The organism is Pseudomonas sp. c313 (assembly GCF_055407145.1).
In genome coordinates this window covers 122,576-135,757 of sequence record NZ_JBUZRD010000004.1, presented here as the reverse complement: position 1 = coordinate 135,757, position 13,182 = coordinate 122,576, and the positions used below count along the sequence as shown (strand labels likewise).

Below are 13,182 nucleotides of genomic sequence, written 5' to 3'. Positions count from 1 at the left end.
CTTGTATGTCTGACGCATTATGGGCTGCCCGCATGGGCGACGCGCTGTCCCACACCTCGATGATGGCGGACATCCTCGGCGGTGTGCTGGAGGTGGCGGCCAACGTGGCGATTACTGCGCTGGCAACGGCGGCGGTCGCGGCGGCTGTGGGCGTGACCATTGCCACCGCAGGCGTGGGCGGCTGCATCCTCGGCGCGGTGGTGGGCATCGTCGTCGGCATGGCAATGAGCAAGACCGGGGCCGACAAGGGCCTGAGCAAGATGTGCGAGAGTTTCAGCAACGCACTGTTCCCGCCCACGGTGCAGGCCAACATCGCGATTGGCTCCACCGACACCTTCGTCAACAGCATTCCGGCGGCGCGGGCGGCGGGAAGTATTCCCTCGCATGTAGCACCTGCGGGGACTGAGCTTGAGCCGGGGCCAGAACCCGAAGGTGCGCCAGCGCCTGAGCCTGGTTTCCTGGACATGGCTGAGGGGTTTTTCTCGCAACTGTGGCGGCCCACCGTTGCCACACCGGCACCCGGCGCCGTGCCCCTGCCCACCGACTTTGTACTGTGCGCCCTGCACCCACCGATGCCACCGCAGTTTCTGGCCGAGGGTTCGGAAAAGGTCACCATCAATGGTCAACCCGCTGTGCGCAGCGGCGATCGCAGTGTCTGTGAAGCGACTGTTGTTTCATCCGGGCTGATCTCCAACAACGTCACCATCGGCGGCGGCTCGGTGGTGGTGCGCGAAATTCGCAGCGGCAAGACACCGGGCGTGGGGTTGGCGATTGAAGCGTTGATGATGCTCAAGGGGGCAAAGGGCAAGACGCTGAGTAATTTGCCGTGCATGTTGCTCAACGGGGTTGGCTCCTATGCAGTGAGCCAGGCCATTGGCGCGATGACCAACGCGGCGATGGGCTCGATGAACCCGGTGCATGCGGCAACGGGTGCCAAGGTGCTGGGCGCAGATACCGAGCTGGATTTTGTATTGCCGGGCGTGCTGCCGATTGATTGGCAGCGGTTCTATAACAGCCGGGATGAACGCCAAGGCGGAATGTTTGGTGCAGGCTGGAGCTTATCTTACGAGATCAGCGTCGAGGTGTTGTCGCACCCGGATGGCGGAGAAGAGCTGGTCTACACCGATGAGCAAGGGCGGCGGATCAACCTGGGGGCGGTAGCGTTGGGCGGTGCGATATTTAGTCCCGGCGAGGGCTTGAGCATTCGGCGACACCGCAATGGGCAACTGTTGATCGAAAGTGATGACGGGTTGTATCGGCTGTTTGATACAACGCCCGGCGCAGCTTCGTTGTTGCGATTAAGCCAATTGGGTGATCGCAACGACAACCGTATCTACCTCGACTATGACGCCGCAGGCCAGTTGGTGCGACTGCGCGATACCTTCGAGCTGGTGCAGGTGGAACTGATACGCGAGATGGGTCGTGTCAGCCGGGTTGAGCGTTTGTATCCTGATCAGCGTCGGGAAACGCTCGTCAGTTATGCCTTTGACGTTGTCGGTGATCTGGCCGAGGTTCGCGATGCCACCGGCCAGATTCAGCGGCGCTTTGCCTATGACGCCGGGCGGCGGATGGTGGAGCATCAACTGCCCACAGGGCTGCGGTGTTTCTATGAATGGGGATTGGTCGAAGGCCTTGAGTGGCGAGTGGTGCGGCATTGGACTGGTGAGGGAGATGAGTACCGTTTCGACTATGACTTGTACGCGGGTATCACGCGCATTACCGATGGGTTGCAGCGCGTAAGTACACGCCTGTGGAACACTCGACACCAGATCATTTCGTACACCGACAACCTCGACCAGACCTGGCTGTTTGAATGGAATGATGAGCGCCAGTTGCTCAGTGCTACCGACCCGCAAAGCGGTCGATACGAATACAGCTACGACGAATCCGGCAACTTGATTGGCGAGCTTGACCCGTTGGGGCACAGCGACTCGACCGTATGGCTGGCGCATTGGGCATTACCGCTGATCCGTACCGACGCCGCCGGAAACAGTTGGCAGTACCGCTATGACCCCCGTGGTAATTGCATCAGCGAATCCGACCCGTTGGCCCATGTCACCCAGTACCGCTATGACGCCTATGGGCAAGTCGTGGAAATTATCGACGCCACAGGCAAAAGTAAAAGGCTGTCCTGGAACGCCCTTGGCCAACTGGTTGAACACGTTGACTGCTCGGGTTACCCGACACGCTTCAGCTACGACGACCGGGGCTATTTGCAGGTCATCACCGACGCCCTGGGCGAACGCACACAGTTCAGCTACGACGCTCAGGGGCGCTTGCTCAACAGCCAGTTGCCTGATGGACGCACAGAACATTTTCAACGTGATGCAAGCGGCCAGCTGGTGGCTTACACCGACCCGGCCGGACACACCACCCTCTATCAGCACAATGCCCGAGGCCAAGTCAGCCAGCGGACAGACGTCCATGGTCGGCATGTACAGTTCGGTTACGACCGATACGGACGGTTGCAGGCACTGACTAATCAAAACGGAGAGATTTATCGATTTGCCTGGGACGCAGGCGACCGGCTGATTGAACAGCAAGACCTTGACGGTAGTGCCAAACGTTATTCCTACAACAAGCTAGATAACGTCTGCGTCGTCAGTGCTATTGCAGCGCCATTCGGTAATGGATTGGCGGTGGTGCCCTCCGTACCTGTCGAACCAATCATCCACCACCTGGAGCGGGATGCCGTTGGACGCCTGATTGCCAAGGTGACTACCGATGGGCGCACAGAATATGCCTACGACCCGTTGAACAGGTTGGTCGCGGTGAGTTTTGTCGACACGGTGGGAAACGAACAGAGTCTTGGGTTCACCTATGACCCCCTGGGCCAGCTACTCGAGGAGCAGAGTGCTGCTGGCAGCCTGCAGCATCACTACGACGAACTGGGCAACTTGATCCAAACGCTATTACCTGACGGGCGCTGGATCAATCGCCTGCACTACGGCAGCGGCCACTTGCACCAGATCAATCTGGATGGACAAGTCATCAGTGACTTCGAGCGTGATCGCCTGCACCGCGAGGTGTTACGTACCCAAGGGCAGATCAGCACTCGCAGCGAATATGACCGCAGCGGCAGGTTGCGAGCACGTCAGCGCCGTCAAAACGGGCAACCGTCATTACTCCCGCCAGCAGCACAGAAAACATTCGAATACGACCCGGCTGATAACCTGATCGGCAAGTTCAATCAGCAACCTGCCGCCCAGCATCGTCAGTTGCTGCACTACGATGCCAGCGGGCGGATCATCGCCAGTCAGGACAATCTGCAGGGTCAGACAGAGACGTTCTCCTATGACGCGGCTGCCAACTTACTGGATGCCTCCCTGCCGCCCCAGGGGTTGGTAGTCCATAACAAACTGCTGACCTACCAGGACAAACGCTATCGCTACGATGCCTTTGGCCGAATGATTGAAAAGCGCAGTGCGGTATGGGGCCTACAGCGCTTTACGTACGACGCCGAACATCGGCTGGTCGAAGTACGTAGCCAAAAAGGCCAGCAGGAAACCGTCGTAACAATGACCTACGACCCCTTGGGCCGACGCATCGCCAAAACTGACCATGGCAGCAGTGGCTACCCGTTGGGTGAAACCCGCTTCACCTGGGAAGGCCTGCGGCTGCTGCAAGAGCAGAAAAACAACCAGAGCAGCCTGTACCTTTACGAAGGCGACGGTTATGAACCTCTCGCCCGGGTCGATGGCACGGGTGAGCATCAAAGCGTGCGTTATTACCATAACGATCTGAACGGCTTGCCTGAGCAACTGACTGAGTCGGATGGCCGTGTGCTTTGGCAAACCCGCTATCAGGTTTGGGGTAATACGGTTGAGGAAGTTCGCGAGCCGTATTACATAGAAGAGCAGAACCTGCGATTCCAGGGGCAGTATCTGGATCGAGAAACGGGACTGCACTACAACACCTTCCGCTTTTATGATCCGGATGTAGGCCGGTTCACGACCCCGGACCCTATTGGATTGGCCGGAGGAATCAACCTCTACCAATACGCTCCAAACCCCATTGGCTGGACCGACCCACTAGGTTACAAGGGATGCAACGTCAAGGCGGGCGACGGCAAGACCCACGATATCGTCCTCGAATTGACCAAAAAGCAGTACAAACAGACCTTTGGCCACATCGCCGACGTGATCAAGGCTCGTGGCAAAAGCATCTTTACCATCGACCGCCTCGGCGCGACGGATAACCGAAAAGCCTCCTTGGCCGGTCACCCGTCAGTCAAGGCAAAAGACCGGGACGAATTCCCGATGGCGATGTTCAAGGAAGGCGGCAAGGGCGCGAGTGTCAGGTACATCGACCCTAGCGACAACCGGGGAGCGGGGTCCTCGATTGCTCATGCCCTGAGCGGCTACGACGACGGCACCCGAGTCAAAATAGTTGTGAAATAACCGATTGGAGATCCGCATGCTGATTACCGAAGCGCTTGACTCATTTTCATCTGCCAGCGGCCCGCTGGCGGATTACCTGGCAAAGGTCCCGGCCAAGTACAGCAAAACCAACAAGCTGCGCATTGAATCGCTAACCCGCCTGGCGTACCTGTTGTATGTCATTAACGAAAAAGACCTTGCGGGGCAGATCACCGCGCCGCTCTCCCGAATTCCTTTCGAGAACAACTACGACTACTGGGTATGGGTGGAGGCAGCACTGGTGCTGGATGCCACGCTGGCCAAGGAGCAGGGCAATACCGAGGTTTATGAGCAGGCATTGACGCGTGTGCTGGAGGCACTGTCTTCAGGGAATGAGCTGCAGATAACGGTAAAGCGCAATACACATGAGCGCTTTATAAAGGGTGAAACGTTAAGCCTGGAAAAAATACAGGATGCTGCCGAGGAAAAGGACTTCGTCACAGAGGGAAATCAACGCATTACTTATTTGATAAGCCTGCTGAAGATCAAGTTTTTCGACAAGCCCGAATATTATCCAAGCGAGAAAATCAACGCTGACATTAACGATAATTTAAAAAGAATAAAGGAGATTATTGGTTCGATCGGCCTGCAAAAACTCACACCATTTAAGTGATCGTCAAGCTAACAGCTACAGCGCACGGGGCCTATTGAACATTTCTAGTAATAGATCCATCGTCGTTCCTCAGTGATGCGGTTAAAGGGGACGAATCTATTTAATAACTGGGCCTCTTTACCGCCCAGTAAATAGATCTGAGAATCATCTGGCCGGCCTCCCCACCTCACAGAGGTGGCGCAAAATTCAAGGTGCGAACTTAGACTTTTGCAAAGGAGGCCAAGGGCAATAAGTAACTCGCGACCCACAAAAAATGGGCACCCGACCCAGTCGGCGTGCCCATTTTTCATTCCACGCTCGCTATGTGCGGCGCGCGTACTTCGCTACTTAAGGATTGACGCTGTCTTTCAAGAATTTACCTGGCTTGAACGCCACGGTATTGCTCGCCTTGATTTTCACCGGCTCGCCGGTTTGCGGGTTTTTGCCGGTACGGGCGCCGCGGTGGCGCTGCAGGAAGGTGCCGAAGCCGACCAGGGTGACGCTGTCCTTGCGATGCAGGGCGCCAGTGATTTCTTCAAGAACGGCGTTGAGTACGCGGTTGGCTTGTTCTTTGGTGAGATCAGCTTTTTCAGCAATAGCGGCTGCAAGTTCTGGTTTACGCATAAGTGAAGCCTCTTTGACGGTTTTTTGTTGTTATGTCCGTGCCGCTCTCTGACGGAGCAGCGCCCAAGGCGCCGCAGGCTCTACTCTGCGGCAGACGCGAGTGAGAATGGCATGCCATCGGAGCCTGCGCCAGTCTCGCGGCGACCTTTCTACGGGCAAAAGAGTGCTTATTCCGACAGAACGACCGGTATTTACGCCAGCAACGGCGGAAGCTCCTTGTTCAGCGCCAGTTTTTCCATAACGGCAGTGCCGGTCAGGGCGTAGCCGAGCAAGCGACCACTGGCATCGCGGCACAATGCCTTGATATCGGCGCCCTGCCCCTCGACGCTCCAGACGCCTTCGGTGCCCCGTGGTGGTGGCGATACCACCAGCGGGCAGGCCGGGGTTTTCACGGTGACCGGCATCGGCCCGTAATTGACTGCCGTGGCGTTGCCCGCCAGCGTTTGGGCCAGGGCACGGGCACAGCTCATCAGCGGCATCACGTAGAGCAAGTTCAGGCCATCGACCTCAGCGCAGTCGCCCAGGGCGTAGATATTGGCGTGGGAGGTCTTGAGATGACGGTCGACCATGATCCCACGGTTGGTCTGCAAGCCGGCGGCGGCGGCCAGGTCTACACGCGGGCGCAGGCCGATGGCGGACACAACCAAGTCACACTGGATCACTTCGCCATCGGACAGGTGGGCTTCCAGGCCTTCAGCGTTGCGTTGCAGGCGATTGAGCACCGGCCCCAGGTGGAAACGCGCACCGAGGCCTTCCAACCCAGCCTGGACCGCTGCAGCTGCCGCCGGGTGCAGCAGCGTCGGCATGACCTGCTCGCAGGGTGCCACCAGGTCGATTTCGTAACCGCCGAGGATCAGGTCGTTGGCAAATTCGCAGCCGATCAGGCCGGCACCCAGCAGCAAGACCCGGCGCTTGCCGGCTGCCGCCGCGCGAAAGCGGGCGTAGTCTTCAAGGTCGTTAATCGGGAAAATCAGCTCCGAAGCGTCGCCTTGTACCGGCACCCGCACGGTTTGCGCACCCCAGGCGAGGATCAGGTCGCGATAGGCCACCGCTTCCTCACCGATCCACAGGCGCTTGTGGCCGGGGTCGATGCCGCTGATGCGCGTATGGGTGCGTACTTCGGCCTTGAGTTGCTCGGCCATGGCCCCTGGTTCGGCCATGCTCAGGCCATCGGCTTCCTTGTTCTTGCCAAAGCCGGTGGAGAGCATGGGCTTGGAGTAGGAACGCCCGTCGTCGGCGGTAATCAGCAACAGCGGGGTTTCGCTATCGAGCTTGCGAAACTCCCGGGCCAGGTTGTAACCAGCCAAACCCGTACCGACGATGACGACAGGTGCGCTCATTCCTTTCTCCTTGTAATACGTTTTTTAAAATCGCTTCTTAAATTCAAAGAGTTAGCCGATTTCGATCATTTCAAAATCCATTTTGCCGACGCCGCAGTCCGGGCACAGCCAGTCTTCGGGCACATCCTGCCACAGGGTGCCTGGGGCGATTCCGTCATCCGGCCAACCGTCCGCTTCGTTGTAGATCAGGCCGCAGACTACACATTGCCACTTCTTCATTACTCGCTTCCTCAGGGTCCAGGCTTGTTGGCCGACAGTCTATAGATCCAGCCTTGCCGTGCGGCTCAGGGCGTTTTGTACTGATCGGGACGCACAGATGCAAGCATGTTCGACGCGCGGCCCCGGCGGCGCCCGGCAAAAGTCCGGGGCGACATGGTAAGCTCGCCGCCTCTTTTGCTGCCAATACTGACCCACTGTGCCGCACTCAATCGCCCTTCCCGATGCTTGCCAATGGCTGACCCAGAGCCTTCTAAGCCCCCTGCCCGCACCGCCCGCCCTCGACTGGCTGTTCGATGAAGGCTCGCTGACACGACGCCTGACACGCCTGTCCAATGACGCTTTCAGCGTGACGCCGTTGCTCGAAGGCTGGCAGCCGCTGCGAGACGACGAATGCGCCGCCCTCGACCTGCCTCCCTCAAGCATTGGCTGGGTGCGCGAGGTGTATTTGCGCGGCCACGGCCAGGCCTGGGTGTTCGCCCGCAGCGTGGCGGCCCGCAGCGCCTTGCAGGATGGCGGTTTGAACATGGATGCGTTGGGCAGCCGCTCGCTGGGGGAATTGCTGTTCTGTGACCAGGCGTTTACGCGCCAGGCCATTGAGGTCTGCCAGTACCCACGGGAATGGCTGCCGCAGGCCGCGCAAGCCAGTGCACTGTGGGCGCGCCGCTCGCGCTTTGATCGCGGGCCGCTGAGTGTGCTGGTGGCCGAAATCTTCCTGCCGAGCCTGTGGCAGGCGGTGCACCAACACCCGGAGAATTGCTGATGTACCAGCGTCTGCTCAAATCCTTGAACCGCCTGAACCCCAGGGCCTGGGACTTTGTTCAACTGACCCGTATGGACAAGCCTATCGGCATCTACCTACTGCTGTGGCCGACCCTTTGGGCGCTATGGATTGCCGGCAAGGGTTCGCCGTCCCTGACCAATATCATGATTTTCGTCCTCGGCGTGGTGCTGACCAGGGCCGGCGGTTGCGTAATCAATGACTGGGCCGACCGCAAGGTCGACGGCCATGTGAAACGTACCGAACAGCGGCCACTGGTGAGCGGCAAGATCAGTTCGAAAGAGGCTCTGGTGTTCTTTGCGGTACTGATGACCCTCAGTTTCCTGCTGGTGCTGCTGACCAACTCCATGACCATCTGGCTGTCGTTGGGCGGCCTGGCGTTGGCCGCCAGTTACCCCTTCATGAAGCGCTACACCTATTACCCGCAAGTGGTGCTGGGCGCGGCATTTTCCTGGGGCATGCCAATGGCGTTCACCGCCGAGACCGGCAGCCTGCCGGCCACCGCCTGGTTGCTGTACATCGCCAACCTGTTGTGGACCGTGGGTTACGACACCTACTACGCCATGACCGATCGTGAAGACGACTTGAAAATCGGGGTCAAATCCACAGCCATTCTGTTTGGCGACGCCGACCGGGTGATCATCCTGACCTTGCAGGGACTGGCGCTGGCTTGCCTGCTGCTGGCGGGGTCGTGCTTTGAGTTGGGTGGCTGGTTCCACTTGGGGCTGGCGGCGGCGGCGGCGTGCTTTGCCTGGGAATTTTGGTACACCCGTGACCGGGACCGGCTGAAGTGCTTCAAGGCGTTTTTGCACAACCATTGGGCGGGGTTGGCGATTTTTGTCGGGATTGTGGCGGATTACGGATTTCGTTGAACCCGCTGGATGTGTGGTATCCGGGCCGACGCCATCGCTGGCAAGCCCGCCCCCACATTTTTGATCGCATGCAGTCAATGTGGGAGTGGACTCGCCCGCGATGATCTCAAGGGCGACGTGGATTAAGGCTTGGCCACCTTCCACGCCCCATCCATTTTGTCATCGCCGGTCTTGTCACCGGCCGCTTTATCCATGACGAAGGTGTAGAGCGGCTTACCGCTGTAGGCCCATTGGCTCTTTTGGTCGTCACGGGTGATCACGGTCCATTTGCCCATGGGTTTGTCGGTGGATTCAGCCATCAGCGGTGGCCAGTTGGTAGCGCACTTGTCATTGCACATGGACTTGCCGTCAGCATCCTTGGCGAAGGTGTAGAGCGTCATGCCCTTGTGATCCACCAACATCCCGTCTTTGGTCATCGCCGGATCAGCCGCAAAAGCCAGTGTTGGCAGCGTTAACGCCGTCGTTACCAGCAGAACTTTCCAGGAAAAAGTACTGTGAGTCATCGGAACCTTCCTTTTGTGGTTGTCAGGATTCGGACCCAAAGCGTAGTTCAGGACAGCGCCGATTGCGCAGGCTACTAAAATACTGTCACACGACTGCAATAATTCCGTTATCTAATGCGGCGCAAGACAGTTAAATGACAAGAGGACTTAGCATGGTTGGCAGGAGCATTCTGATCGTTGACGACGAAGCGCCTATTCGCGAAATGATCGCCGTTGCGTTGGAAATGGCCGGCTATGACTGCCTGGAGGCGGAGAACTCCCAACAGGCCCATGCCATTATCGTCGACCGCAAGCCAGACCTGATTTTGCTGGACTGGATGCTGCCCGGCACTTCTGGCATCGAACTGGCCCGGCGCCTCAAGCGCGATGAGCTGACCGGGGATATCCCAATCATCATGCTTACTGCCAAGGGCGAAGAAGACAACAAGATCCAGGGCCTGGAAGTCGGTGCCGATGACTACATCACCAAGCCGTTTTCCCCACGGGAACTGGTCGCCCGCCTGAAAGCCGTACTGCGCCGCGCCGGGCCCACCGATGGTGAAGCGCCTATCGAAGTTGGCGGCCTGTTGCTGGACCCCATCAGCCACCGCGTCACCATCGATGGCAAACCTGCCGAGATGGGCCCCACCGAATACCGTCTGCTGCAATTTTTCATGACCCACCAGGAACGCGCCTACACCCGCGGGCAACTGCTGGATCAGGTCTGGGGCGGCAATGTGTACGTGGAAGAACGCACCGTCGACGTGCATATTCGCCGCCTGCGCAAAGCCTTGGGTGAGTCCTACGAGAATCTGGTACAAACCGTGCGCGGCACCGGTTATCGGTTTTCAACAAAAAGCTGATAAGGCAGCGGGAAGCTGCCAGCTACAAGCGGCAAGTCAAAAGCCGCATCGCTTTAACTTGCCGCTTGTAGCTTGAAACTTGCAACTGCTCCGAAGGACGCAAAGTGAACCAAAACTGGCACAGCACCCTAATCCGCCACATGCTCTTGTTGATCACCGGCTGTCTGCTGGTGGGCCTGGTCAGCGGCTTCTACGGCTGGAGCCTGGCCGTCGGCCTCGGCCTCTATCTGGGCTGGACCCTCAAGCAATTGCTGCGCCTGCACGAGTGGCTGCGCCAGCATAAATCCGACGAAGCGCCACCCGACGGCTACGGCCTGTGGGGCGAGGTGTTCGACAGCATCTACCACCTGCAACGCCGTGACCAACGGGTGCGCGGGCGCCTGCAGGCAGTGATCGACCGAGTCCAGGAATCCACCGCAGCGCTGAAAGACGCGGTGATCATGCTCGACAGCGACGGCAACCTAGAATGGTGGAACAGCGCCGCTGAAACCCTGCTGGGCCTCAAGACGCCCCAGGACAGTGGCCAACCGGTGACCAACCTGGTGCGCCATCCGCGCTTCAAGGAATACTTCGAGCAGGACAACTTTGAAGAGGCCTTGGAGATTCCATCGCCCACCAACGACCGGGTGCGCATCCAGCTGTACCTGACGCGCTACGGCAATAACGAGCATCTGATGCTGGTGCGCGATGTCACCCGTATCCATCAACTGGAACAGATGCGCAAGGATTTCGTCGCCAACGTCTCCCATGAACTGCGCACGCCACTGACGGTGATCTGCGGCTACCTGGAGACGTTGCTGGATAACGTCGAAGAGGTGAACCCGCGCTGGAGCCGGGCCCTGCAGCAGATGCAGCAGCAAGGCTCACGCATGCAAACCCTGCTCAACGACTTGTTGCTGCTGGCCAAGCTGGAAGCCACCGACTACCCCTCGGACAACCAGCCAGTGCCGGTACAGAGCCTGTTGCAGACCATCAAGAGCGACGCCCAAGCCTTGTCCGGGCAGCGCGAACAGAGCATTTCGCTGGAGGCCGACCCGTCGGTCCTGCTCAAGGGCAGCGAGGGCGAGTTACGCAGCGCCTTTTCCAACCTGGTGTTCAACGCGGTGAAGTACACCCAGGACAAGGGCACGATCCGTATCCGCTGGTGGGCCGATCACCAAGGCGCACACCTGAGCGTGCAGGATTCGGGGATTGGCATCGACAGCAAGCACTTGCCACGCCTGACCGAACGTTTCTACCGCGTCGACTCCAGCCGCAACTCCAACACGGGCGGTACCGGCCTAGGCCTGGCGATCGTCAAGCATGTGCTACTGCGCCATCGCGCACACCTGGAAATCGGCAGCGTGCCAGGTCAAGGCAGCACGTTTACCTGCCATTTCCCGCCGGCGCAGGTGACACGCTCACGGGTAGTCAGCCAGAACGAGTAGCCCCGCCCGGCAGTGGGCACTAGGCAAGCGCCGGTTCAGCCGCTACATTGGCTGACTTGAGCCTGCCTTTCAGGCCCACCTGTTCACCCTTTTTGACTCGACGGAACCCGCAAAACCCCATCATGGACCCTTCCCCTAGTATCACCCTCGCGACACTCTTCGCCGATTTCGGCATGATTCTTTTTGCACTGATCCTGGTACTGCTCAACGGCTTTTTCGTTGCGGCGGAATTTGCCATGGTCAAACTGCGCTCCACCCGGATCGAGGCCATCGCCCACTCCAACGGCTGGCGCGGACAGATCCTGCGCACCGTGCACAACCAGCTCGACTCCTATCTCTCGGCCTGTCAATTGGGTATCACCCTCGCATCCCTGGGATTGGGCTGGGTCGGTGAGCCTGCCTTCGCGCACATACTGGAACCGCTGCTGGGCGCCATGGGCGTCGAATCGACCGAAGTGATCAAGGGCGTGTCGTTCTTTGCCGCCTTCTTCGTAATTTCCTACCTGCACATCGTGATCGGTGAACTAGCACCCAAATCCTGGGCCATTCGCAAACCCGAACTGTTGTCGCTGTGGACCGCCGTGCCGCTGTACCTGTTCTACTGGGCCATGTACCCAGCGATCTACCTGCTCAACGCCAGCGCCAACGCCATCCTGCGCATCGCCGGCCAAGGCGAGCCCGGCCCGCACCATGATCACCATTACAGCCGCGAAGAACTAAAACTGATCCTGCACTCCAGCCGTGGCCAGGACCCCAACGACCAAGGCATGCGCGTATTGGCCTCGGCCGTGGAAATGGGCGAGCTGGAAGTAGTGGACTGGGCCAATTCCCGGGAAGACCTGGTGACCCTGGATTTCAACGCCCCGCTCAAGGAAATCCTGGCGCTGTTCCGCCGCCATAAATTCAGCCGCTACCCAGTGTACGACGCGGTGCGCAACGAATTCGTCGGCCTGCTGCACATCAAGGACCTGCTGCTGGAACTGGCGGCCCTGGACCACATTCCCGAGTCGTTCAACCTGGCCGAGTTGACCCGCCCGCTGGAGCGCGTTTCCCGGCACATGCCGCTGTCGCAATTGCTGGAGCAGTTCCGCAAGGGCGGTGCGCACTTTGCCCTGGTGGAGGAAGCCGACGGTAATATCATCGGCTACCTGACCATGGAAGATGTGCTGGAAGTGCTGGTGGGTGACATCCAGGACGAACACCGCAAGGCCGAGCGCGGCATTCTCGCCTACCAGCCGGGCAAGTTGCTGGTGCGTGGTGATACGCCGCTGTTCAAGATCGAGCGCCTGCTGGGTATCGACCTGGACCACATCGAAGCCGAAACCCTCGCCGGGCTGATCTACGAAACCCTCAAGCGGGTGCCGGAAGAGGAAGAAGTGCTGGAAGTCGAAGGCTTGCGCATCATCATCAAGAAGATGAAAGGGCCGAAGATCGTGCTGGCCAAGGTGCTGATGCTCGATTAACTGTAGGAGCGAGCTTGCTCGCGAAGAACCAGAGAGCGCCGTTGGGTGCCAGGTTCCCCGCGTCATCGTTAACGACCATCGCGAGCAAGCTTGCTCCTACAGCC

11 protein-coding genes and 1 pseudogene are annotated in these 13,182 nt (G+C 59.0%); 7 read left to right on the top strand and 5 right to left on the bottom strand.

The features are described from left to right. Positions 1–5 precede the first annotated feature (5 nt). Positions 6–4,400: an RHS repeat-associated core domain-containing protein gene (locus ACZRKZ_RS14180; protein WP_463981883.1), complete on the top strand. Its 4,395-nt coding sequence runs from the start codon at positions 6–8 to the stop codon at positions 4,398–4,400. Between the two features lie 16 nt (positions 4,401–4,416). Next, positions 4,417–5,031 (top strand): DUF6707 family protein, encoded by a 615-nt coding sequence (locus ACZRKZ_RS14175; RefSeq protein ID WP_463981882.1) that lies wholly within the window; start codon positions 4,417–4,419, stop codon positions 5,029–5,031. A gap of 327 nt (positions 5,032–5,358) precedes the next feature. Here the strand turns inward: ACZRKZ_RS14175 and ACZRKZ_RS14170 are convergent, their stop codons facing one another. The 3 genes from ACZRKZ_RS14170 to ACZRKZ_RS14160 form a co-directional block, all read right to left on the bottom strand. Beyond that, complete coding sequence (locus ACZRKZ_RS14170) at positions 5,359–5,634, bottom strand: HU family DNA-binding protein (protein WP_003177201.1); 276 nt, start codon at positions 5,632–5,634, stop codon at positions 5,359–5,361. 191 nt (positions 5,635–5,825) lie between these two features. Next, positions 5,826–6,974: an NAD(P)/FAD-dependent oxidoreductase gene (locus ACZRKZ_RS14165; RefSeq protein WP_463981881.1), complete on the bottom strand. Its 1,149-nt coding sequence runs from the start codon at positions 6,972–6,974 to the stop codon at positions 5,826–5,828. Between the two features lie 51 nt (positions 6,975–7,025). Beyond that, positions 7,026–7,193, bottom strand: a complete 168-nt coding sequence (locus ACZRKZ_RS14160) for a rubredoxin (RefSeq protein WP_032856748.1) — start codon at positions 7,191–7,193, stop codon at positions 7,026–7,028. 196 nt (positions 7,194–7,389) lie between these two features. On the opposite strand from ACZRKZ_RS14160, the gene ACZRKZ_RS14155 reads away from it, so the two are divergent. Next, positions 7,390–7,953, top strand: coding sequence for a chorismate--pyruvate lyase family protein (locus tag ACZRKZ_RS14155; protein ID WP_463967587.1), 564 nt, complete (start codon positions 7,390–7,392; stop codon positions 7,951–7,953). Beyond that, complete coding sequence (ubiA, locus tag ACZRKZ_RS14150) at positions 7,953–8,843, top strand: 4-hydroxybenzoate octaprenyltransferase (protein ID WP_463981880.1); 891 nt, start codon at positions 7,953–7,955, stop codon at positions 8,841–8,843. Before ACZRKZ_RS14155 ends, ubiA begins: the two co-directional genes overlap by 1 nt. A gap of 122 nt (positions 8,844–8,965) precedes the next feature. Here ubiA and ACZRKZ_RS14145 read toward each other — a convergent pair whose 3' ends face one another. Then, the gene (locus ACZRKZ_RS14145) at positions 8,966–9,346 is read right to left on the bottom strand and encodes a COG4315 family predicted lipoprotein (protein WP_463967585.1); all 381 of its coding nucleotides are present in this window, start codon (positions 9,344–9,346) and stop codon (positions 8,966–8,968) included. Positions 9,347–9,498: 152 nt separating this feature from the next. Here ACZRKZ_RS14145 and phoB point away from each other — a divergent pair, with 152 nt between their 5' ends. From phoB to ACZRKZ_RS14130, 3 genes are all read left to right on the top strand, one after another. Continuing rightward, positions 9,499–10,188 carry a phosphate regulon transcriptional regulator PhoB gene (gene phoB, locus ACZRKZ_RS14140; protein ID WP_133100722.1) on the top strand — a complete coding sequence of 230 codons (690 nt, stop codon included), beginning with the start codon at positions 9,499–9,501 and terminating at the stop codon, positions 10,186–10,188. A 140-nt stretch (positions 10,189–10,328) separates the two neighbouring features. Next, positions 10,329–11,615, top strand: a complete 1,287-nt coding sequence (gene phoR / locus ACZRKZ_RS14135; RefSeq protein ID WP_463982087.1) for a phosphate regulon sensor histidine kinase PhoR — start codon at positions 10,329–10,331, stop codon at positions 11,613–11,615. A 122-nt stretch (positions 11,616–11,737) separates the two neighbouring features. Continuing rightward, positions 11,738–13,078, top strand: coding sequence for a hemolysin family protein (locus ACZRKZ_RS14130; RefSeq protein ID WP_463967584.1), 1,341 nt, complete (start codon positions 11,738–11,740; stop codon positions 13,076–13,078). On the opposite strand, the pseudogene ACZRKZ_RS14125 reads toward ACZRKZ_RS14130, so the two are convergent. Continuing rightward, a pseudogene (locus ACZRKZ_RS14125) lies at positions 13,077–13,157 on the bottom strand (outer membrane lipoprotein carrier protein LolA); the annotation flags it as partial. The gene ACZRKZ_RS14130 and the pseudogene ACZRKZ_RS14125 sit on opposite strands and share 2 nt — an antisense overlap. Between the last annotated feature and the right edge of the window lie 25 nt (positions 13,158–13,182).